Origin of the sequence: Janthinobacterium rivuli, from assembly GCF_009208735.1 — a bacterium.
Classification (GTDB): Bacteria; Pseudomonadota; Gammaproteobacteria; order Burkholderiales; family Burkholderiaceae_D; genus Janthinobacterium.
In genome coordinates, this window is record NZ_WFLJ01000021.1 from 67,250 (window position 1) to 92,534 (window position 25,285).

15 protein-coding genes are annotated in these 25,285 nt (G+C 63.3%); 4 read left to right on the forward strand and 11 right to left on the reverse strand.

The annotated features are described in order from the left end of the window. On the reverse strand, window positions 1–1,551 hold the full coding sequence (gene narH, locus GCN78_RS24450; RefSeq protein WP_152254036.1) for a nitrate reductase subunit beta: 1,551 nt from the start codon (window positions 1,549–1,551) through the stop codon (window positions 1–3). A gap of 1 nt (window position 1,552) precedes the next feature. Next, window positions 1,553–5,251 carry a nitrate reductase subunit alpha gene (locus GCN78_RS24455; RefSeq protein ID WP_152254037.1) on the reverse strand — a complete coding sequence of 1,233 codons (3,699 nt, stop codon included), beginning with the start codon at window positions 5,249–5,251 and terminating at the stop codon, window positions 1,553–1,555. 243 nt (window positions 5,252–5,494) lie between these two features. On the opposite strand from GCN78_RS24455, the gene GCN78_RS24460 reads away from it, so the two are divergent. Further along, on the forward strand, window positions 5,495–5,866 hold the full coding sequence (locus GCN78_RS24460) for a ribonucleotide reductase subunit alpha (protein WP_092716324.1): 372 nt from the start codon (window positions 5,495–5,497) through the stop codon (window positions 5,864–5,866). 123 nt (window positions 5,867–5,989) lie between these two features. Here GCN78_RS24460 and GCN78_RS24465 read toward each other — a convergent pair whose 3' ends face one another. The 3 genes from GCN78_RS24465 to GCN78_RS24475 form a co-directional block, all read right to left on the reverse strand. Beyond that, complete coding sequence (locus GCN78_RS24465) at window positions 5,990–6,673, reverse strand: carbonic anhydrase (protein WP_152254038.1); 684 nt, start codon at window positions 6,671–6,673, stop codon at window positions 5,990–5,992. 61 nt (window positions 6,674–6,734) lie between these two features. Then, window positions 6,735–8,120 (reverse strand): NarK family nitrate/nitrite MFS transporter, encoded by a 1,386-nt coding sequence (locus tag GCN78_RS24470; RefSeq protein ID WP_152254039.1) that lies wholly within the window; start codon window positions 8,118–8,120, stop codon window positions 6,735–6,737. Beyond that, the gene (locus GCN78_RS24475; protein ID WP_152254072.1) at window positions 8,117–9,361 is read right to left on the reverse strand and encodes an MFS transporter; all 1,245 of its coding nucleotides are present in this window, start codon (window positions 9,359–9,361) and stop codon (window positions 8,117–8,119) included. Before GCN78_RS24475 ends, GCN78_RS24470 begins: the two co-directional genes overlap by 4 nt. A gap of 283 nt (window positions 9,362–9,644) precedes the next feature. Here GCN78_RS24475 and GCN78_RS24480 point away from each other — a divergent pair, with 283 nt between their 5' ends. Both GCN78_RS24480 and GCN78_RS24485 read left to right on the forward strand, forming a co-directional pair. Then, window positions 9,645–10,091 carry a GNAT family N-acetyltransferase gene (locus GCN78_RS24480; RefSeq protein WP_152254040.1) on the forward strand — a complete coding sequence of 149 codons (447 nt, stop codon included), beginning with the start codon at window positions 9,645–9,647 and terminating at the stop codon, window positions 10,089–10,091. A gap of 87 nt (window positions 10,092–10,178) precedes the next feature. Next, window positions 10,179–10,556 carry a SirB2 family protein gene (locus tag GCN78_RS24485; protein WP_152254041.1) on the forward strand — a complete coding sequence of 126 codons (378 nt, stop codon included), beginning with the start codon at window positions 10,179–10,181 and terminating at the stop codon, window positions 10,554–10,556. Between the two features lie 111 nt (window positions 10,557–10,667). Here GCN78_RS24485 and GCN78_RS24490 read toward each other — a convergent pair whose 3' ends face one another. Beyond that, complete coding sequence (locus GCN78_RS24490; protein WP_152254042.1) at window positions 10,668–11,309, reverse strand: hypothetical protein; 642 nt, start codon at window positions 11,307–11,309, stop codon at window positions 10,668–10,670. Between the two features lie 269 nt (window positions 11,310–11,578). Between GCN78_RS24490 and GCN78_RS24495 the strand changes: the two genes are divergently transcribed. After that, the gene (locus GCN78_RS24495) at window positions 11,579–12,091 is read left to right on the forward strand and encodes a hypothetical protein (RefSeq protein ID WP_152254043.1); all 513 of its coding nucleotides are present in this window, start codon (window positions 11,579–11,581) and stop codon (window positions 12,089–12,091) included. Window positions 12,092–12,101: 10 nt separating this feature from the next. Here the strand turns inward: GCN78_RS24495 and GCN78_RS24500 are convergent, their stop codons facing one another. The 5 genes from GCN78_RS24500 to GCN78_RS24520 form a co-directional block, all read right to left on the reverse strand. Next, window positions 12,102–13,409: a DUF3472 domain-containing protein gene (locus tag GCN78_RS24500; RefSeq protein ID WP_226939810.1), complete on the reverse strand. Its 1,308-nt coding sequence runs from the start codon at window positions 13,407–13,409 to the stop codon at window positions 12,102–12,104. Between the two features lie 129 nt (window positions 13,410–13,538). Next, window positions 13,539–14,930, reverse strand: coding sequence for a Gfo/Idh/MocA family protein (locus tag GCN78_RS24505; RefSeq protein WP_226939811.1), 1,392 nt, complete (start codon window positions 14,928–14,930; stop codon window positions 13,539–13,541). Window positions 14,931–14,996: 66 nt separating this feature from the next. Beyond that, entirely contained in the window at window positions 14,997–18,038 is a 3,042-nt protein-coding gene (locus GCN78_RS24510) for a TonB-dependent receptor (RefSeq protein ID WP_152254044.1), read from the reverse strand. A 512-nt stretch (window positions 18,039–18,550) separates the two neighbouring features. Continuing rightward, window positions 18,551–21,496: a TonB-dependent receptor plug domain-containing protein gene (locus tag GCN78_RS24515; RefSeq protein ID WP_152254045.1), complete on the reverse strand. Its 2,946-nt coding sequence runs from the start codon at window positions 21,494–21,496 to the stop codon at window positions 18,551–18,553. 110 nt (window positions 21,497–21,606) lie between these two features. Further along, a complete protein-coding gene (locus tag GCN78_RS24520) occupies window positions 21,607–24,957 on the reverse strand; it encodes a TIM-barrel domain-containing protein (RefSeq protein WP_152254046.1) in 3,351 nt (1,116 codons plus the stop codon). Between the last annotated feature and the right edge of the window lie 328 nt (window positions 24,958–25,285).

Sequence of the window (25,285 nt, forward strand, 5' to 3'; positions counted from 1 at the left end):
TTAAGCGCCGGGCGCCGTTTTGCGCGACTTCGGCATCTGCATGAAGATGGCCGAACCGTGTTTTTTCTTGCCGAACAAGGTCGGTTCGCTGCTGCCGTCCGAGCAGCCGTTGCCGAAGCTGAAGCCGCACGAACCCTTCTCGTTGAAGCTGTCCTCGGCCATTTCCTTGTGGCTGCTGGGGATGACGAACCGGTCTTCGTAGTTGGCGATCGCCATGATGTGGTACATGTCCTCCACCTGCGCCTTGGTCAATCCCACTTGCTTGAGGACCGTGAGGTTTTCCACCTTCTCGACCGTCTTGCTGCGCATGTAGGCACGCATGGCCAGCATGCGGTCCAGCGCCGAGACGATGGGCGGCTGGTCGCCGGCCGTCAGCAGATTGGCCAGGTACTGCACGGGAATGCGCAGGCTTTGGGTATCCGGCAGCATGCCGTTCACGCCCAGCTTGCCCGATTCGGCGGCCGCCTGGATCGGCGACAGCGGCGGCACGTACCACACCATCGGCAAGGTGCGGTATTCCGGATGCAGCGGGAATGCCACCTTCCACTCGACGGCCATCTTGTAGACGGGCGACTTGACGGCCGCTTCCAGCCACAGGTCGGGGATGCCCTGGCGGCGCGCCTCGGCGATGATGGCCGGGTCGTGCGGGTCGAGGAACAGGTCGAGCTGCGCCTGGTACAGGTCCTGCTCCTGCGGCACCGAGGCGGCAGCCTCGATCTTGTCGGCGTCGTACAGCAGCACGCCCAGGTAGCGGATGCGGCCCACGCACGTTTCCGAGCACACGGTAGGCTGGCCGGCTTCGATGCGGGGGAAGCAGAAGGTGCACTTCTCCGCCTTGCCGGACGACCAGTTATAGTAAATCTTCTTGTACGGGCAACCGGAGATGCACATGCGCCAGCCGCGGCACTTGTCCTGGTCGATCAGCACGATGCCGTCGTCTTCGCGCTTGTACACGGAGCCGGACGGGCACGATGCCACGCACGTCGGATTGAGGCAATGCTCGCACAGGCGCGGCAAATACATCATGAAGGTGTTTTCGAAGGTGCCGTACATCTCCTTCTGCATGTTGTCGAACAGTTTATCCTTGCTGCGCTGGGCGAACTCGCCGCCCAGGTCATCTTCCCAGTTCGGACCCCACTCGATCTTCTCCATCTTTTTCCCCGTCAGCACGGAGATGGGACGGGCCGTCGGCGGCGTCTGCGACAGCGGCGCGCTTTGCAGGTGCTCGTAGTCGTAGGTGAACGGCTCGTAGTACTCGTCGATGGCGGGCAGGTTCGGATTGGCGAAGATGTTCGCCAGAATCTTCAGACGGCTGCCCTGGCGCGGCTCGATCTTGCCCGCGTCCGTGCGGCGCCAGCCGCCGTTCCACTTGTCCTGGTTTTCCCACTGCTTCGGATAGCCGATGCCGGGCTTGGTTTCCACGTTGTTGAACCATGCGTACTCGACGCCGTCGCGGCTGGTCCACACGTTCTTGCAGGTGACGGAACAGGTGTGGCAGCCGATGCACTTGTCCAGGTTCAGCACCATGCCGATTTGCGCTCTGATTTTCATACTATGCTCCTTCTTCCTGCAACGGGCCTTCGAGCCAGTCAACCTTGTTCATCTTGCGCACCAATACGAATTCATCGCGGTTGGAGCCCACCGTGCCGTAGTAATTGAAGCCGTACGCCAGCTGGGCGTAGCCGCCGATCATGTGCGTCGGCTTGGGCACGGCGCGCGTCACCGAGTTATGGATGCCGCCCCGCTTGCCCGTCATCTCCGCGCCAGGCACGTTGATGATCTTTTCCTGGGCGTGATACATCATCGTCATGCCGGCCGGGATGCGCTGGCTGACGATGGCGCGCGCCGTCAGGCTGCCGTTCACGTTGAACACTTCGATCCAGTCGTTGTCGACGATGCCGGCCGTCTTCGCATCCGTTTCCGACAGCCACACGTGCGGTCCGCCGCGCGACAGGGTCAGCATGCGCAGGTTGTCCGAATACGTGGAGTGGATGCCCCACTTCTGGTGCGGCGTCAAAAAGTTCAGCGCCAGTTCCTTGTTGCCGTTCGGCTTGGTGCCCAGCAGCGCTTCCGTCGTCTTCGTGTTGATGGCCGGCTTGTACACGCACAGCCCTTCGCCGAAATCGCGCATCCACAGGTGATCCTGGTAGAACTGCTGGCGGCCCGTCAGGGTGCGCCATGGGATCAGTTCATGCACGTTGGTATAGCCGGCCGTGTAGCTGACTTCCTCGCTTTCCAGGCCCGACCAGGTGGGCGAGGAAATGATCTTGCGCGGCTGCGCCTGCACGTCGCGGAAGCGGATGCTGTCATGCTCGCGCGGCAGCGCCAGGTGCGTATGCTCGCGTCCCGTGATGGCGGACAGCGCGGCCCAGGCTTTCACGGCCACGTGGCCATTCGTTTCCGGCGCCAGCGACAGAATCATTTCGGCCGCGTCGATGGCCGTATCGAGGCGCGGCTGGCCCTTCGACACGCCCTCTTCGAGCACCGTGCGGTTGATGCCGCGCAGCACGTCGACTTCATGGCCCGTTTTCCAGGAAATGCCCTTGCCGCCATTGCCGATGGTTTCCAGCAGCGGGCCGATCGAGGTGAACTTCTTGTACACGTCGCGGTAATTGCGTTCGACCACCGTCATGTTCGGCATCGTCTTGCCGGGAATGGCGTCGCATTCGCCGGCGCGCCAGTCCTTGGGATCGAAAGGCTGGCCCAGTTCACCGGGCGTGTCGTGCATCAGCGGCGTCAAAATGATGTCTTGCTGGGTGCCCAGCAGCTCGCCGCCGATTTCCGAGAATTTCTCGGCCAGCCCTTTGTAGATCTCCCAGTCCGACTTCGATTGCCACAAGGGCTGCACGGCTTCCGACAGCGGGTGGATGAACGGGTGCATGTCCGACGTATTCAGATCGTCTTTTTCATACCAGGTGGCCGTCGGCAGCACCACGTCGCCATACAGGCAGGTGGTCGACATGCGGAAGTCCAGCACCACCAGCAGATCGAGCTTGCCTTCGGCGGCCGGGCGCACCTTCACCTGTTTCGGCGTGATGCAATCGTCTTCGTCGCTGAGCAAGCCATTCTGCGTGCCGAGCAGGTATTTCAGGAAGTACTCATGGCCCTTGCCCGAGCTGCCGAGGATGTTCGAGCGCCAAACGAACATATTGCGCGGGAAGTTGGCCGGGTTGTCCGGGTCGTCGCACGAGAATTGCAGCTGGCCCGCCTTGATCTGGTCCAGCGCATACGCGGCCGGCGCCTGCCCCGCCGCCTTGGCGGCCTTGGCCACTTCCAGCGGATTGGTTTGCAGCTGCGGCGCCGATGGCAGCCAGCCCATGCGCTCGGCCTTGGCGTTGTAATCGAGCAGGGTCAGGTCGCCCGTGCCGCCGGCCGCCGATGGCGAGGCGATGTCGCCCGTTTCCAGCTTTTCGTGGCGCCATTGGCTCGTGTGGGCGTAGAAGAACGAGGTGCCGTTCATCTGGCGCATCGGACGCACCCAGTCCTGGGCGAAAGCCAAAGGCGTCCAGCCCGTTTGCGGACGCAGCTTTTCCTGGCCCACGTAATGGGCCCAGCCGCCGCCGGACTGGCCGATACAGCCGCACATCATCAGCATGTTGATGATGCCGCGGTAGGTCATGTCCATGTGGTACCAGTGATTCAGGCCTGCGCCCACGATGACCATGCTCTTCCCGCGCGTCTGGTCGGCGTTTTGCGCGAACTGGCGCGCCACGGTGATGACGTCGGCGCGTTTCACGCCCGTGTGCTTTTCCTGCCATGCCGGGGTGTACGGCACGTCGTCGTCATAGCTTTCCGCGACATTGGCACCGCCGAGGCCACGGTCGATGCCGTAGTTGGCCAGGGTCAGGTCGAACACGGTGGTGACGAGGCCCGTCGTGCCGTCGGCCAGGCGGATGGTTTTCACCGGCACCTTGCGCAGCAACATGTCGGACGCATCCTTGCCGCCGAAGTAGGCGAAGCCCACCTCCGTGACGGCGTCGCTGTCGTTGATCATGGAGAGCATCGGCACGATGGGCGCGCCGCTTCCGCCGGCCTTCTGTTCCAGGTTCCACTTGCCCGACTCGCCCCAGCGGAAGCCGATGGAGCCGGCCGGCGCGGTAATCGCACCCGTGGTTTCGTCGATGACGAGGGTTTTCCATTCCGGGTTGTTGGTTTCGTCGAGGTTGTTGTCCAGGTGCGAAGCGCGCAGGAAGTAGTCGGGCACCAGGGTGCCGTTATGCTCCTTGAGCAGCACCAGCATGGGGAAGTCCGTGTACTGGCGCGCATAGTCGCGGAAGTAGGCGCTCTGCCCTTCCGAGTGGAATTCCTTGAGGATGACGTGGCCCATGGCCAGCGCCAGCGCGGCATCCGTGCCCTGTTTCGGCGCCAGCCAGATGTCGCCGAACTTCACCATTTCGCCGTAGTCGGGCGAGATGGCCACGGTTTTCGTGCCCTTGTAGCGCACTTCCGTGTAGAAGTGGGCGTCCGGCGTGCGCGTCATCGGCACGTTCGAGCCCCACACCATCAGATAGGTCGAGTTGTACCAGTCGGCCGATTCCGGCACGTCCGTCTGCTCGCCCCACACTTGCGGGCTGGCCGGCGGCAAGTCGCAGTACCAGTCATAGAAACTCAGGGCCACGCCGCCGATCAGCGACAGGTAGCGCGTGCCGGAGGCATAGCTGACCATCGACATGGCGGGAATCGGCGAAAAGCCGACGACGCGGTCTGGGCCGTATTTCTTGATCGTCAGCGCATTCGCGGCGGCGATGATTTCATTCGATTCGTCCCACGTGGCGCGCACGAAGCCGCCCAGGCCGCGGATGGATTTGTACTGCTGCGAGCGCACCGGGTCCTGGCTGATCCAGTCCCAGGCCGTGACGGGGTCCATGGTCTTGCGCGCTTCGCGCCACATTTCCATCAGGCGGCCGCGCACCATCGGGTATTTCACGCGCTGCGCCGAATACACGTACCAGGAATAGCTGGCGCCGCGCGGGCAGCCGCGCGGCTCGTGGTTGGGCAGGTCGGGCCGCGTGCGCGGGTAATCGGTTTGCTGGGTTTCCCAGGTGATCAGGCCATTCTTGACATACACCTTCCAGCTGCACGAGCCGGTACAGTTCACGCCATGCGTGGAGCGCACGATCTTGTCGTGCTGCCAGCGCTGACGGTAGGCGTTTTCCCAGGTGCGGTCTTCATCGACCACGGTGCCATGGCCGTTCGAGAACGGCTCGGCGGGCTTGCTAAAAAATTTAAGACGGTCCAGAAAGTGACTCATGCTACCTCCACATTGCGCCGCAAGAGCGGCGCCAGGTCATAAAAACGCTGCAAGCAGGATGGCTCAAGCGTCGATACAAACAGTCTATCGATGCGCCCTGCCCGGCGGTATTGGCAAGAAGTCGGTTTCCGGCGCCAGGAATGCATAGACGCGTAGTCACCCGGATAGTCACTATTGCCTATGGGCGGCAAGGCGGCGCTGCGGTATACCTGTCGTCATCGTTCAACACAGAGAAAGAGCACCATGTCGATTACCGATTACGCCAGCCTGCTGCGCAGCGCCCGCAACCAGGAGCAGCCGCAACGCCTGCTGTTCACCTTTACCCAGGCGCAGGCCCAGCCTGGCGGCCAGGGCAAGTCCCTCACGCCCGTGATGTGCGCCGACAAGCTGCCCGAGGAACTGGACAGCTTCGAGACATTGAAGGAGGAGTCGAAACAGATGCAGACGCACTGGGACGTGGTCTTCGTGGCGGGACTGGCGGGGCGCGAAGGCCAGCCGCCGGCCGCGCAGGAATGCGAGGCACCCCTGCGCGCCATGGTGACGGCCATCGAGCAAGGTCGCATCGACAGCCTGCTGGCGTTCGACCGCAGCGGGGATTTGTTACGTTTTAGCTGAGTCTATGGTTTCAAAACCTGAGAAAACCGTCGCGAGCGGATGGGAGCTGTGGCTAAGAAGCGCAGCTGTGCTTTAGCACAGTGAGCATCGCAGGCCGCAGATCGCGACGCGCAGCAGGTTTTGTCAGGTTTTACCAGGGCGCTCGTGCAGGTGGCGCGCCCGTTCGATGGGACAGACGAGCGGCAAAAACTGCTGCTGGCGCGCCGAATACGCCATCAGCGCGCCGCTGTCGATGTCGAAATACCATCCATGCAATTTCAACACCCCCTGCTCCACCCTGCGCTTGAGCCATGGGTAGGTGAGCAGGTTGTCCAGCGACTGCAGGATGCTGGCCAGTTCGCACGCATGATGCTGTTCCGCCGACGAACGGTGCGCCAGCTCGCGCCGCACGCGCTGCGCCACCGGTTCGGCGATGCGCATCCACTGTCCCACGAAGTCCGTTTCCTGCCCTTCCGCGCGCGGCTGCGGTTCGAGCAGCGCGCGGATGCCGCCGCAGCGCGCGTGGCCCAGCACGATGACCCTGGCCACTTCGAGTTTGCAGACGGCGAACTCGATGGCCGAACTGACGCCGGGCGGCGCGTCGGGTGTGCACGGCGGCACCAGGTTGGCGATATTGCGCACGACGAACATGTCGCCCGGGTCGCTGCCCGTCAGCAGCATGGGGTCGACCCGCGAATCGCAGCAGCCGATCAGCAAGGTCGAGGGCCGCTGCCCGTCGCGCAGGCTGTCGTACAAGGTCTGCGGCTCGCTGAAATACTGCTGCTGAAACAGGCTGAAGCCGTTGACGAATTTTTCCAGTTCTTCCATGACTACCTCTTACTGAATACAACGCCCGGCAAGCAGGACTTGCCAGGCATTCTGACGCTAACTAGCAAGGCATCGGTGCGTTCTTGCGCGCATAGCACCACCAGGTGATGGCGATGCAGCTGACGTAAAAGCCGATGAAGCACCACAGGGCCGCGTCGGGGCTGCCCGTCAGCGAGATCGAGGTGCCATAGCTTTTCGGGATGAAGAAGGCGCCGTAGGCCGCCACGGCCGAGGTGAAGCCCAGGACGGCCGCGCCTTCCTTGTTGGCGTCGACGATGGCTTGCTCCTGCGCCGCCTTGCCCTTGCCGGCCGCCGCGCGCTGGTGTTCCGTCAGGAAGATCACGGGGATCATGCGGAAGGTCGACGCATTGCCGATGCCGGTGCCGGCGAACAGCAGCATGAACATCCAGAAGAAACCGCTGAAGCTCCCGCCCACGCCCGCTTGCGGCATGAAGTACAACACGCCCAGCACGGCGCCTATCATCAAGAGGAAAGACCACAGGGTGACGCGGGCGCCGCCCAGTTTGTCGGAAATCACGCCGCCGGCCACGCGCGCCAGCGCGCCGACCAGGGGGCCGAGGAAGGCGTAATCGAGCGGATTGACGTCGGGGAACTGGATCTTGATCAGCAGCGGAAACGCGGCCGAATAACCGATGAAGGAGCCGAAGGTGCCCGTGTACAGCCAGCACATGAGCCAGTTGTGCTTGCGCTTGAAGATCACGGCCTGTTCGGAAAACGAGGCCTTCGCCGACGCCAGGTCATTCATGCCGAACCAGGCCAGCAAGGTACTCAAGGCGATGAACGGCACCCAGATGAAGCCCGCGTTTTGCAGCCACATCTCCTTGCTCACGCCATTCTTGACCCAGGTGAGCGAATCGCCGCCCCAGGCGCCGAAGACGGCGAAGGTGATCACCAGCGGCACGACGAACTGCACCACCGACACGCCCAGGTTGCCCAGGCCAGCGTTCATGCCCAGCGCGAAGCCCTTGCTCGCCTTCGGGTAGAAAAAGCTGATGTTGGCCATCGACGAGGCGAAATTGCCGCCGCCGAAGCCGCACAGCAACGCCAGGATCAGCATGGTCGGATAGCCCGTGTTCACGTCCTGCACGGCCAGGCCGATGCCGATGGCGGGAATCAGCAGCGAGCCGGTGGAAATGGCCGTCCAGCGACGGCCGCCGAAAATCGGCACCATGAACGAATAAAAGATGCGCAAGGTGGCGCCGGACAGGCCCGGCAAGGCCGTCAGCCAGAACAGCTGGTTGTTACTGTAGGTGAAGCCGATGTTGGGCAGGTTGACCACCACCACGCTCCACACCATCCACACGGCGAACGCCAGCAGCAGCGCGGGAATCGAGATCCACAGATTGCGCGCGGCCGTGGCCTTGCCCGTCTTTTGCCAGAAGCTGGGGGTTTCCGGCTCCCACGTATTGATCATGTAGCGGCTCATGCTTGTGCTCCTGCGAGTTGGTTGGTAGGCGCCGCACGCAGCGGCTTGAACGAGAAATACATCCAGACGAGTGAAACGCAGACGGTGCCGTACAAGAGCATGAAGGAGCTCGAACGCACGCCGGTGAGGTCCACCAGGGCACCGAACATCACGGGCAGGATGAAGCCACCGAGACCGCCGGCCAGGCCGACCACGCCCGAGACGGCGCCGATGTTGTCGGAAAAATCATCGCCGATGAACTTGAAGACGGACGCCTTGCCCACGGCCATGGCGATGCCGACGATGAACAGCAGCACGGTAAACCACAGCGGCGACAGGCCGATATGGAAAGCGAGCGGTCCCGTGACGGTTTCCACCACCATCTGCGTTTGCGGATACGACAGCAGGAAGAAGCACACCCAGCACACCCACATCACGGCCCAGGTGACTTTCGCCGCGCCGTATTTGTCCGAGATCCAGCCGCCCATCGCGCGCAGCACGCCGCCCGGCAGCGAGAAACAGGCCGCCAGCAGCGCCGCGTGCTTCAAATCAAAACCATATTCGGCCACGTAGTACTTGGTCATCCACAGGGCCAGCGCCACGTAGCCGCCGAACACCACCGAGTAGTACTGGCAGTAGCGCCACACGCGCGGGTCCTTCAGCACCTTCATTTGCGCGCTGAAGCTTTCGCCCGATGGCGCCAGGTGCGATTTGTCCGTGTACGAAAACAGCCAGAAGATGATGGCCGTGGCCAGCATGGCCACCGCATACACCTTGGGCAGCATCTGCCAGCCGAAGGCGGCGACGATGCCCGGCGCGACGAACTTGGTCAGCGCGGAACCGGAGTTGCCGGCGCCGAAGATGCCCATCGCCAGGCCGCGGCGCTCCTTTTCATACCAGCGCGCCACGTACGGCGTGCCGACGGAAAACGAGCCGCCCGCCAGGCCGACGAACATGCCCAGCACGAGGAAATGCCAATAGGCGGTGGCGTAGGAGATCAGGTAGATCGGCAGCACGCTGGCCAGCATCAGCCAAAAGAAGACGCGGCGTCCGCCGTATTTGTCCGTCCAGATGCCCAGCGGCACGCGCACGAGGGAGCCCGTCAGCACAGGCATGGCGGCCAGCAGGCCAAATTGTGTTTCAGTCAAACCCAGGCTGGTCTTGATGGGGATGCCCAGTACGGCAAACATCATCCATACCGCGAAGCAGATGGTAAACGCGAAGGTACTGCTGACCAATACGGAAAACTGCTTGCGCCGCATGCCGGGTTCGACTGCCTTGTTACTACTGTTGTTCTTAGTGCCATCTAGGGTAGCCACGATGTTTCTCCATGAATGCACTGGCCGTCTGGCCAGCCGTCCCGACCAGCTTACGTGGCGAAGGGGAAAGGCACTATCGGCCACAGGGTGATTCTGGAAAGGCAATCTGGATAGCCGCATCGGCAAAAGTGACTAGATGGCGCGGCGCAAACCTAGCCTGGATGGCGGGTGTTTTACAAGCGGCGGGATTTTTGGCACACTCGTCGCCTGAAGAAAAAGGAGCGGCATGCAGAACAGACACGAAACAGACCCGGTCATCACCCGCGCGGCCCAGGCTGGCGACGTGGACGCCATGCTCGCCTGCGATGCGTACGCGCAGGCGCACGCCAGCCGGGGCGAGGCCGTGCGCGCCGCCGTCGGCCAGGGCCACTGCCAGGTGGCCATCCGCGCGGGCCAGGTGGCAGGCTATGTCCTCACGCACGGCGATTTCTTCGGCCACGCGTTTGTCTCGCTGGTGGTGGTCTCTCCCGGGCAGCAGCGGCGCGGCGTGGGACGGGGCCTGCTGGCGGCGGCGGTAGCCGCGTGCCGGACAGGCAAAATATTCACTTCGACGAACGAGAGCAACCTGGCCGCGCAACGGCTGTTCGCCAGCGCCGGCTTCGTGCGCAGCGGCCAGATCGACCATCTCGACGAAGGCGATCCGGAACTCGTGTACGTCAAATTCCTGCGCTAGGGCCGCCTTATCCTGACGGCGTATGGCGCGCCACGCCAAACGCGGCTATGCTGGCGCCATCGTCAATCAACGCCCACCACATCACGCATGGATTATCTGAGTCTCAAGCATTTCCACATGGGCTGCGCCGCCGCCAGCGGTTTTCTTTTCCTCTTGCGCGGCGCCTGGATGCTGCGCGCCTCGCCCGCCTTGCAGCAGCGCTGGGTGAAAATCCTGCCGCACCTGGTCGACACGGCCCTGCTGGTCAGCGCCATCACCCTGGCCGTGTGGAGCGGCCAGTCGCCGGGCAGCCAGCCGTGGCTGGCCGCCAAGCTGTGTGCGCTGCTGGCCTACATCGTGCTGGGCACCATCGCGCTCAAACGCGGCAAGACGCCGGCCGTGCGCGGCACCGCCTTCGCGCTCGCCGTGCTGGTATTCGCCTACATCGTCGCCGTGGCCGTGACCAAGCAGGCCTGGCCGCTCTGATGCGTCAAAACATGTAGCGCAGGGTCGCGCCGGCAGTACAGAGTGCCGAGCACGCCCTTGGCCACGGTCGTCAGGAAGGCCCGTGACGCGCGCGGCGCGCCCTGCACCTGCTTAGTTGACGCGGTTTCTTTCCAGAAGTTTCTTGCCAGTGGCATCCTTTAGCCACCATTCACGCACCTCGAGCGCCTTGTTCTCGATGCTGGCATTGGCCAGCAAGGGATTTTTCTTCAGATAGACGATATCTTCCTCGAAATTATCGTGTATCGAAGCCACTTCCAGGAAACGGTTGGCATCCAGACGTCCCAGGTAGATGACCTTGCCAGCCACGACGTCAAACTCGATCGCCTTCGGCGACGATTCGGAGTACTTGGACCTGCTTCCATAGTCAAGCAGCCAGATGAGGATGCGGTAGCGTCCCGGCGTCAGCTGCAGCGCAAAAGTACTGCCCTTGCCCGTAGGCACTTTTGGCGCGACATTCTGCAAGGAAACCTGGCCGGCGGGAGCATGGCTGGATAACCACAGATCTTTGTCCTTGTTGGTGGCAAGGTCGCTGCTGACAATGCCGAATCTGGCGCCATGCGCCTCGAAGACGGCGCGCTCGAACACGGTGCCGACGACAACGCCCTTGGCAGGGTCGGGGGTCGTGTAGGTAAACGCAGGCGCGCTATTGTGGCCGGTGACGCAGCCGGACAACAGCGCAGGCAGCAAGACGGCGCACGCCAGCGCGCGCAGCATGGTGGTTCGGACAAACATGAATGATCCTGGATGAAATGAAGAAAATGGGTAACAAGTAATGGGCAAAGGGCGGCAAGCGCACCTGTGCCTGCATGGGCATCGAAAAATATTTCCACATGGGAATATTTTTAGTCTATCCGCTTGGCAAGAAAATGTCTAGTTGATAAGTAGGCGAAGGGCGCAGTACGATTTCTGCAGAACGCGGCAAGCCGCACGGCGATGATAGTATTAACAACATCATGCACGCGCTGGCCATCCGGGCCATGCCGCCCCATTGAAAGGCAAACATGCTGCTATCTGAACTGCTGACCAAGCTGACCTGCGGTGACCTGGAAGGCGAGGAACTCGACGAGGCCGTCGCCGCCATCACCGAAGCGCCCTGCGCGCCGCGCGACGAGTGGATCGACAGCGATGCGCAGGCCTACACGGTGGCGATCCTCCTGCACCTGGCCAGCTATATGGCGTCGAGCGACAAGCTCGATGAACTGCACGAACAGATACAGGACATGTTCGACGACTTCCCGGACTTCCCGTACGAAATGCTCGAGGACAGCGGCGGTAGCGCGCTGCCCTACTTCGAGTGGCTGGACACGGAACTGGCGCAGCGCGCCGTGGATGAAGGCGGCTATGAGCTGATCCAGATCGACGGCAACGGCAGCGACGAAATGGATGCGCTGGTGGTGTACCGCCGCGATACAAACGACATCATCCAGGCGGCGGCATTGATGGGCGTGACGATACGCCAGCCGCTCACCTACTATCGCGGCATCGAAGCGATGGTGGGCAAGCGGCCGTTCTGAGACCCCACGCCTATTGCATCGGCAAGGCGCCCACATCGACGGCGGGCGCCTGGCCAGTCGCGGGCCGGGTAAAATTCTGGCCGGTTTTCACGACCTCGGCGAAGAAGCCGCCGTTACGCAGATAGAACTTGCCGTTTTCCAGTCCGCCCGCGTAATCCATGCGCTGCGCGTTGGTGGCCGTGGCGTCGCCGGTGAACCTTCCTGCCGTCACTTCCGACCAGGCGCCGGAAACGCTCCTCGCCCACTGGTTGCCGAACTGGACGCGGCGCTCCGTGTAGCCCAGGGTATCGATGAAGTTCTCGAGGAAGGAATGCACGCCCGTCAGATACGTGGAAATCGCAGGCCGCTTCCAGGTGGCGATGTAGCGCCACTTGCCCGTCTCGGGCGCGAAGAACCAGGCGGAATAATCGCTGCCGCCCTTGCCATCGGGCCGCGCGCGCGTGATGAAGCGGTACGTCGTGCCGGCCGCCCAGTTGTACGACAGATAGGTCTGCCCGCCCGTGCCCTCGCCGCCAAATGCATTGTCGATGACGCCCTCGCCCTTGCTGACCAGGGTGGTCTTGGCGCCATTGTCCGCGTCCCACACGGAGAACAGGATCCAGCGCTCGCTCGTCGATTTCACCTGGATACCCATGTAACCCTGGCCGAAGCCATTGGCCATGAAGTAGGAGCCGATGGCATCCTGGCCCTTGGGTATCGTCATCTCGTTATAAAAATACTCGGTATTGGCCGGCACCGTATAGCCCATGTGCACGGACGGGCCACGCTGCGACCAGTAGTAGTTGGCGCGGTCATTCGCGTACGTGAGCGCGGCGTTCGACGTCACCTTCAACGCCGCGACGTCGCCGAACGTGGCCTTCACGCGCGACAGTCCCTGCATGTCCACCTTCACATAACCGGCCGCCGGCACATTGACCGTGCCGACGGCATAGGTCTTGCGGTCCTTGCCGGCCAGCTTGACGTCGAACGGCGCGCCGTTGATCTTGACCCGAATGGTGCTGTTGCCGCCATCGGCCAGGCTGGCGTCCAGCGCCACCTGGACGGGCCCCGGCGCGGCCACGCGGAAATACGTGCTGGCGACGGCGTCTGAATTGCTCCAGCCGGCCAGGCCACGTTCGTTGATGACGGCACCCTCGTTCCCGCTGGTGATGAAGGCGTTGCCGGCCAGCTCCACGGTCGCCGTCGTGGCGGGTCCAGCCACGCTGGAGGCCAGCAAGGCCGTATTGCCGTTGCCCGTGGCGGTGGCGCCGCCGCAAGCTGCCAGCAGCAAGGGCATGGCGGGAAGGATGGCATGGAGTAATGAACTTCTGTGTTTCATCAACGTCTCCTGGTGGTGAAGCTTTGCGGCGGGCGAACACAGGCCTGCACGCCTGCGCCGCGGTTGAAAAACGGATCGGGATAGAAAAAACCCGCTACGGCGGCAAGCGCGGTAGCGGGCGGTTGAAACTTAGTACTTGCCGTCGAGGGCGAAGATCGGCTTGCGCGATTTCCACTGGCCGCCCGTGAAGTCGGGGAAGTCCAGGGTCTGGAAGTTGGCGGCGATCGACTGCTCGGACAGCGGCGTGATGGCGCTCCACGTCACGGCATCGTAGATATCGATCGGCATCGGCGCGTTGGCCTTCAAGGCTTCGACGAAGGCGTGGATGACGAAGAAATCCATGCCGCCGTGGCCCGCGCCTTCCGCCTGCGCCGCGTACTTGCGCCATACCGGGTGCTCATACTTGTCCTGGTAAGCCTTGAAGTCGTCCCACTGGTGCGGCTTGCTGACGCCTTCGATGTGAATCGAGTTATTCAGGTCCATCCACAGGCCATCCGTGCCTTGCACGCGGAAGCCCAGCGAATACGGGCGCGGCAGGCTCGTATCGTGCTGCAGGATGATGGTTTCACCGTTTTCGCACGCCAAGGTGGTGGTGACCACGTCGCCCAGCTTGAACTTCACCTTGGCGTTCGCATGCTGTGCGCCGCCCGGCTGCTTGACGATGTAGTCGTGCAAGCCGCGCGCCTTGGTGGCGAACGCGTTGATGCGCGTAAAACGGTTGCCGCGGTTGATGTTGGTGTACATGGCGCACGGGCCGATGCCGTGGCTTGGATACAGTTCGCCATTGCGCTCGACCGAGTGCTGCGTGCGCCAATGGGCTTCCGACCAGCCCTTTTCGCCGAATTCCACGCCACCGCCGTACGGCTTGGCCGGATTACCGCTGTTGAACTTGACGGCGCGCAGGTCATGCTGGTAGCCGCCCTGCAGGTGCAGCAATTCGCCGAACAGGCCCGCGCGCACCATCTGCAGCGCGGCCATCACGTCGCGGCGATAGCACACGTTTTCCAGCAACATGTAGGGCGTACCGGTCTTCAACTGGGTATTCAGGACGTCCCAATGGTCTTGCAGGGTGATGCCGGCCACCACTTCGCAGCCGACGGCGATCTTCGCCTGCATGGCGGCGATCGCCATCGGCGCATGGAATTCCCACGGCGTGGCGATGATCACGCCATCGAGGCCGCCCGCGTCCAGCATGCGTTTGTAGGCTTTCTCGTCGCGGTCTTCGCCATACGTGCGCGGACGCGGCTTGCCGGCTTTGGCCACCTGGCCCAGCGCGTGTTTCAGCATGATCGGCTCGATATCGCACAGGGCGACCACTTCCACGTCGTCGCGGCGCACCAGTTCAGCCAGCAGCACCTGGCCGCGCATGCCCGTGCCGATCACGCCCAGGCGGACCTTGTCGCGGCCCGCCGCCGGTGCGGCAACGGCGCCGCCGGGCAGCAAGGCACTGCCGGCCATGGCGCCACCAGCCAGCGCGGCGCTGGCGGAGAGGAAATTGCGTCGGTTGATTTGTGTTGTCATTGGTCTCTTCTCGCTTCCGTTGGTAATCATCGTCGCCGGCCCGCCGCATAGCGGGCCGGTTGCAGGTTAATAGGTGTATTCAGCCGTGAAGCGCACGGAACGCGGCGCCGTGCGTCCATCGACCTGCAGGTAATTGCGGGAGATGGCGCCATGGTCTTCGCGCGTTTCGGTATAGCGGGTCACGGTCTGGCTGTTGAACACATTGAAGACGTCCATTTTCAGGCTCAGTCCCTTGACGGCGCTGGGAGTATAGGCCACATTCATGTCCAGCTGGGCTTGCCATGGCAGGCGGCCCTGGCTGCCGCGCGGCGCCGGCTTGCCATTGCAATAGAAGTAGGAATCGTCGTAATCTTTCTCGAACCGCAGGTTATCGGGCAGCGCGCCGATGCAGTTGCGCGGCGCGCCCGAGGTCAGCGACAGGTTGGCGCCCACCATCACGTCCGGGATGACCTGCATGAAGCCGTAGGCCTTGAAGGCATGGCGGTGATCGCCCGGCAGGTAGCCATACGCGTTGTACATCAATTCCTTGTGGTCGTCGCTGACCGTCAGGCCCACGTCACCGCCGCCGATGCTGTCCGTCTGGCCTTCCATATTGCCCTTCAGCGCAGACAGGGTGTAGGTCAGCTTGCCGTACCAGCCGTTCGTGTAAGGGTGCTCGACGAACATGTTCAGGGCGCGGTAGGTGCGCGATGGCAGCGGGTTGCCCCACTCCGCCGCCGAGATATCCACGCGGCGCAAGCCCTTGCCATCGTCAAAGTCCACCATCAGGCTGTTGTCGCGGCCCGGGTTGATGATGGCGCACTGGAAGCCGCTCCAGTTAGCCGTATCGACGCCGTTGCGCGTGGCCCAGGCTTGCAGCGGACGCTCGTCGCAGACGTCGTCGTTGGTGTCGTTCAGCTTGCGGTACAGGACGCTGGCGCCCACCACCAGCTTCTTGCTCAGGGCCCGTTCGAAGCCGAGCGAGAATTCGTCCTGCGACAGCGGTTTCAGGCCGATGGCCGTCACTTCGCGCGCATCGCGGCTCTGGCCATACGCGTTGTTGGCCGAATACGGCTTGCTGATCGCATGCAGGCCCGTCGGCGCGCCCGTGACGGGATCGACGCCCGTGTAGGTATACATCTCGCTGGTAGCCAGGAAGGGGCTGGCCATGTTGCTCGACAAATTCGATGGCACGGGCAAGTGATAACGGCCGCCGTTGGCGAAGAATTTCAGGGTGCCGTCGCCCAGGTAATCCCAGGTGGCGCCCACGCGCGGGGCGATCATATTGCGCTGCGAAATGAAGGCCACGCCATCGGTGCTGTAGTTGGTGAACTGCTCGCGGCGCAGGCCCAGGTCCAGCAGCACCCGTTCCGTGACCTGGTAGTGATCCTGGATGTATTGCGCCGATTGCACGCTGGTCGGACGCGCCAGGTTGGCATTCAGGTCCTTGCTGACGTAATAGCCTTGCGCGCCGTAGCCGCCACCCTGTGCCGGCGTCTCGAACGCGCCGTTGATGGCCCGGTTCGGATCGTCCGCTTTCAGGTAGCTCCAGCGGTAGCCGCCCGCCAGGCTCAGGCCCACCTTCGATTCCACGTCGATGCGGTCGATGCCGCCACGCAGCGAGTGTTTGCCCAGCTTGTATTCGAGATCCAGGCGCTTGGCCTTCTGGCGGTCTTCCGACGATGGGTCGACCAGAGTGCCCGTCACCGTTTGCGGATTGGCGTACGTCAGGCCAGGCACCTGGGTCGAGGTATTCGACGACGTTTGCGCCAGCAGCGGATTGTAGCCATTCGGCGTGCGGGTGTGCGACGTGCGCGATTCGCCCATCATGGCCGTCACGGTCAGGTTGTCCGTCAGGTAGCCCGTGTACTTGAAGATGTCGATGTTGGCGCCCGGCGCGGCCGATGATCCGCAGCAGTTGACCGTCGTCTCGCCCTTGCCCGCCTGTACGCCATTGCTCGCATGCGTGGCGTAGCTGTAGCCATACGCCTGGCTATCCGTCTTCGTGCGGTCATACAGCTTGGTGTATTCGAAGTGATGGTCGTCCGTCAGGTTGTAGTCGAGCTTGGCCATCATGCGGTCCACCTTGCTCTGGCTGGTGCTCCAGCCGCGCGCCAGGGCCGTGCCCGAGTCGGCGGTGGCGGCAACGGCCTGGCTGTCCGTGCGCGTCTGTTCCAGCGCCACGAAGGCGAACAGTTTGTTCTTGATCAGCGGACCGCTGCCATACAGGCCCACCACCTTGCTGGTGCTGCCGTTATCGCGATTCCAGTACTTCAAGGTGCCATCCGTGCCCGGATTGGCGCCCGTGTTCGGGTAATAGGTGTTTTCCGGCTCGCCCTTGAGCGAACGGGGGATGATGGACACCTTGCCGCCGAATTCGACCTTGTTGCCGCCGCTCTTGGTGGTGATGTTGATCACGCCGCCCGTGGAGCGGCCAAACTCCGAACCGTAGCCGCCCGACAGCACCTGCAGGTTCGAGATCGCGCCGAACGGCAGTTCCGACGCGCCCACCTGGGTCAGGATATTCGTGATGGGGAAGCCGTTGACATAAAAGGCATTTTCCGACTGGCCCGAGCCGCCGATCGATGGCGCATTGCCATACACGCTGTTGGTGCCGCGCGACACGCCCGGCGTCAGCTGCACGATGGAAGCGACGTCGTTGCCGACCGGCAGCGCCTTGAGTTCCTTGGCCGTGAAGATCACGCCATTGTTGGTGTTCGACACGTCGATCGGATTGCGCGATGCCTTCACCACGACGGTCTGCTCTTGCCCCACGGGGCCGGCCGCGCCGGCCGGGCCGAAGTTCGCTTCCGCGCCGGCGCCGATCAGGGCTTCGACTTCCTGCGACGCTTCGACCGAACCGGCGCGCAGCACGCGCACCGCATAGCGGCCTGGCGGCATGGAGTTGGCCACGTAGCGGCCCGACGTATCCGGCGTCAGGCTGCGCCGCACGCCCGTCGCCAGGTTCTCCAGCACCACGGTGGCGCCGGCCGGCGCGCTCACTTCGCCGAAAATGGTACTCGTCGCGTTCGACTGTGCCCAGGCCTGGCCTGGCACGCCGGCCGCCAGGGCGATCACGATCGCGGCGGCGCGGCTGATGTCGCGCAATTTGAGTCGGGTGGTATGCATGGTGTCTCTCCGTCTATATCGAGGGTTATGCGCGCCCTCCCCGCTCCAGGGCGAAGTCGGGGGGATGCAATTTTTATGGTGATCGTCGGAAGGCAGAGCCAGGCAGCCGCACCTTCCGGGAAATCAGTCCGTATCGGCTGATTTTCGTTTTCTTGGGATTACTTTAAAAAGAAAAATAAGTATCGTCAACAAAAAGAAAGTTATAACGCAAATTTATCGCTGAATTGCGCAAATAAATGCAATTTATCTTTCGTTTGATTTGATGGTGCGATAGATGACTTTCGTTATCGTGGTGTGACGGATACACACGAACGCAAGGTGATGGTCAGCGAGGCACAATCGGCCCGCTGATCGGGGCAGAAAAACGCGAAAGAAGACGGGATGATCGCCTTTCGCTTACGTTTATCTTTCGCATTGCACACTTCGGAATGTTGTTATTTTCTTTTCAAGGCAAGACCCCGGCCCGCTACAACGCAGGCAGCGCTGGCGGCGGGCCGGGGCATCATCACGCCTTAAAAGAACTTGTAGCTGGCCGACAGGGCAAACTGGCGGCCGAACAGGTCCTGGCTATGGTTGTAGCCTTCCCAGCCGTTCGGGTCGTAGTACGGCTGCTTGTTGAACGCGTTCTTCACGTTCAGGCCCACGTCCAGGTTCTTGATCGGCTTCCAGCTGAAGGCCAGGTTCACCGTCGTGTACGACGGCGCGCCCTTGCACTGGCCGGCCGGCAGCGCCACCGAGGCGGCGGTGCAGTTTTCCGGCGTGTTGTCCTTGTCCCAGGGGCCGTATGCCCAGCGCGTCTTGCCCGAGTAGTTGACGAACACGCTGCTGACGAAGTTGCGGTAGCTCCAGTCGGCATTGACGGTGGCGCGGTAGCGCGGCGAATCGTAGTAGCCGACGGTATTGCCCTTGATGTCGCTGCCGTCTTCGCTGTCATGGGTGTCGCGCTTGCGGATGGTGGCCGCGATGCCCGTGCTCAGCTTGCCCCAGTCACCGAGCGAAAAGCGCGTGCGCGCATCGATGTCCACGCCGTCCATCAGGGTGCGGCCCCGGTTCGAGTACGAGTTGATCAAGCCGCCCAGGTTGCCCACCGAGTAGCCCGGCACGCCGCCCGCGCACACGCCCGCGTTGGCGGGATTGGCGCACATCGCCGCCACCGCCGCCATATTGCCCCGGTCCGCGTCGGTCAGGTCGTTGCGGATGGCGTTCGAGGCACCGGCCAGGGTCGGGCCGTACTTGTCCACCAGTTCCGTAAACAGCTCGTTGAAGTCCTGGCGCACGATTTCATCGCGGCGGTTGATGAACCAGTAATCGATGGAGATGCTCACGTCCTTGGCCGGCTGCAGCACCAGGCCCACGGTGGAAATCTTGGCCTTTTCCGGACGCAGGTTCTGGTTCGGCGGCGTCAGGCCGCCCACCGTCGTCGAGCAATTCGAATTGAGCAGGCTCTTGCCCAGGTCCGCATCCGTCGCCACCTTCGATTTCATCAGGGCGCGCGCCATGGCATTCGTTTCATCGCAGCGCACCGTGTCGCGGATGCCGCCCACCTGCGCAAAGACGCCGCCCGTGCCCGATTCGGCCAGGTTGGGCGCGCGGAAGCCTTCCGAGTACGTCCCGCGCAGCATCAGGTCGGGCCGCGCGCGCCAGATCACGCCCAGCTTGGGCGCCAGGTTGGCGGCGAAGTGCGGGTATTTGTCCAGGCGCGCGGCCGCATTGACTTCCAGCGTGTCGGAAAGCGGCACCACCACTTCGCCAAACACGGCGGCGATGGTGCGCTTGCCATCGAACCAGGAACCGCCCTGCTGCGTGATCAAGCCATTGGCCGCATCCGCGTTGCCGGGCGTGAGGAAGCTTTCGCGCATGACGTTGGTGCCGACGGCGGCGCGCACCTCGCGCTCGCCCAGCTTGAACAGGGTGCCTTCGACCTTCGCGTCCCAGGTCATCAGCTTGGTCCAGGATTCGATGGCGAAGGTCGGATAGGCGGCGCGCAGCAGCGCCGCATTGGCGTCGCTGATTTCGCCGAACTTGTAGGCGGGATTGTCGGAGATGTAGGTGCGGCCGCTGACGGGGTCCTTCGTGAACGGGCCGAATGCCTGCTTGAAGCCATTGATATTCAGGTTGGCCGTCTGGAACAGGGTGGAATGGCTGCCCGCCACGCTGAGCGCCGTTTCAAAATCCCAGCCGCCGCCGATGCCGCCGCGCAGGCCGACCCGCGCGCGGTAGTTTTCATCGACATTCTTCTGGCCGAAGTGGCCCGTCGCATCCTGCAGCAGATAGTTCAAGCCAGCCGCGCCGCCCATCTTGGCCACCATGTCGGCATCGAGCTTGCCTTTCAGGTAGACGTTGTTCGGGCTCAGGAAAGGCGTGGCAAAGGTGTTCAGGGTATTGCCCGTGTTGCGCGCGAACCAGTTGTTCGTGCTGCCGCTGTTGAAGCTCGACGGACCATTTTCGCCGCGCATCTTGATGTGGGTGAAGGCGCCTTCCGCGAACGCTTCCATGTCGCCGCCCAGTTTCAGGCGGCCGCTCAGGTAGGCCGTGGCGCGCTCCGAGGTAGGCCCCGTGTCGAGTTGGTTGGGCAACGCATTCCACACGCAGCGCGTGCCCGACGCTTCCGTGATGCTGGTGTTGCAGCCTGGCGCTGCGCGCTGGGTGCGGGCATTGTTGTTGGCCTTGTCGAAGACAAAGAAGGTCCCCGGATTCATCGTGCCCGGCTCGCTGCCGACGCCCACGCGCATGTTCGGAATGAAGTTGGGATTGTTCACATAAAAATACGAGGGACGCTTGCGCCAGGTGTCTTCCAGCGCGATGCGGTCGCGCTGGTAGACGTTGACGGAACCGTAGATGTTGTAGCCGTCGCTGGCCAGGTCGCCCAGGCCATACAGCACGCTGGCCTGGCGTTCGCCATAGGCTTTCACGCTGGGCGAAAACTCGCCGTTGGCGCGCGCTTCCAGGCCCTGATACGACTTCTTGGTGATGACGTTGATGACGCCGGCCACGGCATCGGAGCCATACACGGCGGAAGCGCCGTCCGTCAGGATTTCCATGCGCTCGATGGCGGCGGCGGGAATGGCGTCGATATTGACGAACATGGTCTGGAAGCCGGCCGGCGCGCCGTAGAACGACAGGCGGCGGCCATTGAGCAGCACCAGGGTGCCCTGCGCGCCCAGGCCGCGCAAGTTCGCCTGCGAACCGCCATCGGACCCCGTGAACATCGAACGGAAGTCCTGCTGCGCCGGACGGGCGGCGGGCAGGTTGTCTAGCACTTGCAGCAAGGTGAGCGCGCCCATGTTCTCGATCTGCTTGGCGTTGATCACCTGCACCGGCGACGCCGTTTCCGCGTTGATGCGTTTCAGGCTGGACCCCGTCACTTCGACACGCGCCAGTTTTTCCTCGTCGGCTGCCAGCGCCGTCGATGCCAGCCCCACCGCCACCATGGCGGCCATCAGTTTTTTCAAGTGCATTCCCGTCTCCCTTATTATCAGTGATGATCAGTGATTTGTTTTCGTCAGCTTGCAGGAGCCCCTCCCCGGTCCGAAGAGGGGCTCGTTTTGGTGAAATGAAGTGATTGCGGTTAGCGCGGCTTGACGGTCGCGCCTTCCGTGCCGGTCAGCACGGCGTTGGCCCAGTTGCCGCAGACCTGGGCCGGGTGGGCGCCGCGCGCGCCCAGGGTGCGCAAACTGAGCTGGCTCAGGCCGCGCACGTCGATTTCGGGTTTGACCACCCCGGGAGCCGTGACCAGGCCGCTGTCATACAGCAGCCGCTCACCGCTCCAGACCTGAAATTGCAAGCCGCCCGCGCTGCGGCAGCTATCGTCCACGCCCAGGTCGGCGCGCAGCAGATTCCAGTTGCCCGCCAGCTGCAAGTCGATGCGGCTGGCCGGTCCCACGCCGAGGCCCTTGCGGAACCACAGCCCGTTCATGCGCATCTCGGCGGCCTTGCCGGCCGGCCGGTCTCTCGCGATATGCTTTGGCAGCGCCAGGTCCGACAGATAGCGCTGCACTTCGGCGCCTTCGGCAACGCGGTGCTCGAGCACGCGGAACTCCGACAAGGTGACGGGCGCCACGTCGGTCGCCAGCGCCGCATCGAACGCGCGCGCCACCGGCGCGCCTTGCGCCGCCGTGACCATCGGGTCGGTGGACGCGGCGCCGTCGCCTTCCGGATTTTGCGTGCTCATCACGCGGAAGCGCAGCAGGCGCCCGGCCGTGGCGGGGAAGTTGATCGTCTGCGTACCCTGTTCCAGTTTCAGGGTGCCGCGCTGCAGCGGCGCGCCCCAGTCGCCATTGTTGTCGCCGATGTAGATTTCGTAATCGCGCACCTGGCCATGCTTCCAGTGCTGGTCGTTGCGCGGCGCCAGTTCGATGCCGTCGACCAGGCGCCGTTCCGTGAAACCGATCACCCATTCGTGCGGCCCGCTCTTCACGGACGGGCTGCGCACGGTGCGGAACCACGTCTCCGGCTTGCCATCGAAGGCGTTTTCCAGCGGGTAGCCGCTTTCTTCAAACGGACGCGCCACCACCTGCATGGCGTCGGCCGGCAAGGCGCGGCCCGGCACGGGGGCGGCCGGGAAATCGGCATCGATTCTCGCCACGGCCAGCGCGCCGGCGACCTGCAAAAGCAAGGGTTGGCGGATATCCTGCGCCGCCACCTTCACGTGCAGGGTGCCCTGGCGATCGGCAGGATCGAAGAACCAGCCGTCCAACGCCTTGTCATAGGCGGCGCGGTCGGCGGACGCGGCGAGCAGGCGGTCACCGGCGCGCACGGCGGCCGGGGCCTGGCCCGCCAGCATGCGCAGCGCATAGCCGCGGCGCGCTTCCTGGCCCTGATACTTGCCTTCGACGGCGCCGATGTCGACCCGCACGTCGCCGCCCGTCTGGCGCATGCGGATGACTTGCTGGCTGAAGGCGCCGCCCTGGTACTGGCGCGTGTTGCCGTCGTCTTCATACAGCGTGTAGTCGGAGTCGCCGTGCGGGTAGATATCGAGCGTGAGCTGATCCTTCGGTTTCTGGCCGTCGTACAGCATTTCCGGATACATGGGCAGGATGGCGCCGGCGCGGACAAACACCGGAAGCTTGTCCAGCGTGACCTGCATATCGAGGTCGCGCCCTTTCGCATCCGCCGTGGCCTGGCGGCCGTCCCAGTAGTCGTACCACGTGCCCTGCGGCAGGTGGATGCCCTTGCGCCAGCCGCCGCTGACGGCCTGGCTGCGGTAGACGGGCGCCACCAGCACGTCGCGCCCAAGCAGGAACTGGTATTTGTAGGCTTCCGTGTAGGCTGCCGGATCTTGCGGATAATCCCACATCAGGCCGCGCACCAGCGGCGCGCCCGATTGCTCCGCTTCGCGCACGAGCGTATACATATACGGCGTGAGGCGCATTTTCAGCTTCAGATAACGGCGGTTGATGTCGCGGTACGGCGCGTCGAACCACCATGGATGCTTGCGCTCTGCGGCGGCCCAGCCGGACATGCCCATCAGGACGGGCGTAAAACTCTTCCACTGCAAATCGCGCAGATAGGTTTCCGGACTGCCGCCGAAGATGGCGTCCACGTCGCCCGACGCATACGCCTGGCCGGACAGGCCCGAGCCGATCAGGGTCGGGATGTGCCAGCGGATGTAGTCCCAGCTGGCGCTCTGGTCGCCCGTCCACGCCACGGCGTAGCGCTGGATGCCGGCCCAGCCCATCACCGTCCACAGGAAGGGGCGGCTGTCGGAGTTGTTCAGGATGCCGTCGTAGGCGGACTTGTTCGCGTCCATGGCGAACTGGTAGCCCTTGCCCGTCCACGCCACGTCCAGTTTTTGCACGCGGCTGCCCGCCTGGCCCACTTCCCAGGCGATCTTGTCGACACCGTTTTCCGTCCACAAGCCCGTGCGGAAGCCATAGCCGGCCAGGCCCTTCACCGTTTCCGGCAAATTCGTGTAGCCGCAGCCATAGCCGTCGTTGGGCAGGATCCAGCCACCCGGCATGTCGTGTTCGCGGTACTGGCGCGCCACCGTTTCGACCACGTCCGGCGTCTTGCCCGTCGGGCCGTCGCTCCAGCCCTTCGGCACGGAGCCCGGTTTTTTCACGTTGTCGCCATCGTTGTAGCAATCAGCGTCGCCATATTCCAGCGCCCAGCGGGGCAGCATGCGCGCGCGGCCCGTCAAGTCCGTGTAGCGGGCGACGACGTCGCGCAAGTCCTTGCCGACGAAGAAATACGCGTCGAAGCGCCCTTCCGCGTGCTGCAGCGAGATCTGCTCCTGGTCGCGCAAGTCGTAGTTCCCATCGGACCAGGTATTGCGCAGCATGCCCCATCCGCGTGAACTCATGAGGAATGGCGCGGGATTCGGCCGGTCGCCCTCTTCCCAGCCACCCGAATACGACACGGGCACCTGCCTGCCCTTGAATTCGAAGCGGCCATTTTGCTGGCCGCCGCCAAAATATCGTTCGCCCGGCAGGCTCGATAGCACTTGCACGCCCTGCTTGTCGTCGAGCGACAGCGGCTGGACTTCGCGCCACAGCGGCACCGTGTCGCCCTTGCGGTACAAGGTAAAGCGCAAGGGTTTGCGGTCGATGCGCAGGCTCAGGGCTGCGGTGCCGATCAGGATATGGTCGGCCTGTTCGCTCAGGGTATAGGCCACCTGCGCGGCGGGCTGGCCCACGACGATGGGCGCGGCCTTGTCGCCCGGCCCCGTCAAGCCGGCCTTGCCGCCCGCCTGGATGCGCAGCACGTCCGCCTGCGGCAGGCTGATACGCAGCTGCATGCCCGTGTCGCTGCGCACCTCCCAGCCGAGGGCCTCACCCTTGGCCACGTCGGCCGCGCGCACGGCGGAGAGCGACTGCAGATTGCCGATAGGCGCGGCCTGCAAGCCGGGTGCCGCCAGGGTGGCAAGGGCGGCGAGGACACAGGCGGCGAGGACGCGGCGGGGAAGCGGGAGAGGTATCATCAGGCGGCTTTCAGAAAATCGAAGTGATGGAAATACTTTAAGAAGAAAAATAAATATCGTCAATCAAAAGAAAGTTTTAGCGCCAATTTATTAATAAAACGCCCAGAAATGGCGCACTTTTCTTACGTTTCACCGAAATGTCACAAAACATACTTTCGTTATCGTCGCATTTCAGCGACAAGCGGCAGCGACAGCGGCCCTCATGTAACACCGATGCGGCACCGCAACACATTCGGACACCGATGAAGTGCCATTATTTCGCAAGCCGCACAACTATTTACTTTCGTTTTACTTTCGTATTTGACTTTTCGAAATTTAGTATTTATGC

Excerpts from the sequence above, each read along its gene's own strand:
- GCN78_RS24490 (WP_152254042.1), bottom strand. The coding sequence starts at position 11,309 with ATGTTTGTCCGAACCACCATGCTGCGCGCGCTGGCGTGCGCCGTCTTG.
- GCN78_RS24505 (WP_226939811.1), bottom strand. The coding sequence starts at position 14,930 with ATGACAACACAAATCAACCGACGCAATTTCCTCTCCGCCAGCGCCGCG.
- GCN78_RS24460 (WP_092716324.1), top strand. The coding sequence starts at position 5,495 with ATGTCGATTACCGATTACGCCAGCCTGCTGCGCAGCGCCCGCAACCAG.
- narH (WP_152254036.1), bottom strand. The coding sequence starts at position 1,551 with ATGAAAATCAGAGCGCAAATCGGCATGGTGCTGAACCTGGACAAGTGC.
- GCN78_RS24500 (WP_226939810.1), bottom strand. The coding sequence starts at position 13,409 with ATGAAACACAGAAGTTCATTACTCCATGCCATCCTTCCCGCCATGCCC.
- GCN78_RS24465 (WP_152254038.1), bottom strand. The coding sequence starts at position 6,673 with ATGGAAGAACTGGAAAAATTCGTCAACGGCTTCAGCCTGTTTCAGCAG.
- GCN78_RS24510 (WP_152254044.1), bottom strand. The coding sequence starts at position 18,038 with ATGCATACCACCCGACTCAAATTGCGCGACATCAGCCGCGCCGCCGCG.
- GCN78_RS24515 (WP_152254045.1), bottom strand. The coding sequence starts at position 21,496 with ATGCACTTGAAAAAACTGATGGCCGCCATGGTGGCGGTGGGGCTGGCA.
- GCN78_RS24520 (WP_152254046.1), bottom strand. The coding sequence starts at position 24,957 with ATGATACCTCTCCCGCTTCCCCGCCGCGTCCTCGCCGCCTGTGTCCTC.
- GCN78_RS24475 (WP_152254072.1), bottom strand. The coding sequence starts at position 9,361 with ATGCGGCGCAAGCAGTTTTCCGTATTGGTCAGCAGTACCTTCGCGTTT.
- GCN78_RS24495 (WP_152254043.1), top strand. The coding sequence starts at position 11,579 with ATGCTGCTATCTGAACTGCTGACCAAGCTGACCTGCGGTGACCTGGAA.
- GCN78_RS24470 (WP_152254039.1), bottom strand. The coding sequence starts at position 8,120 with ATGAGCCGCTACATGATCAATACGTGGGAGCCGGAAACCCCCAGCTTC.
- GCN78_RS24485 (WP_152254041.1), top strand. The coding sequence starts at position 10,179 with ATGGATTATCTGAGTCTCAAGCATTTCCACATGGGCTGCGCCGCCGCC.
- GCN78_RS24455 (WP_152254037.1), bottom strand. The coding sequence starts at position 5,251 with ATGAGTCACTTTCTGGACCGTCTTAAATTTTTTAGCAAGCCCGCCGAG.
- GCN78_RS24480 (WP_152254040.1), top strand. The coding sequence starts at position 9,645 with ATGCAGAACAGACACGAAACAGACCCGGTCATCACCCGCGCGGCCCAG.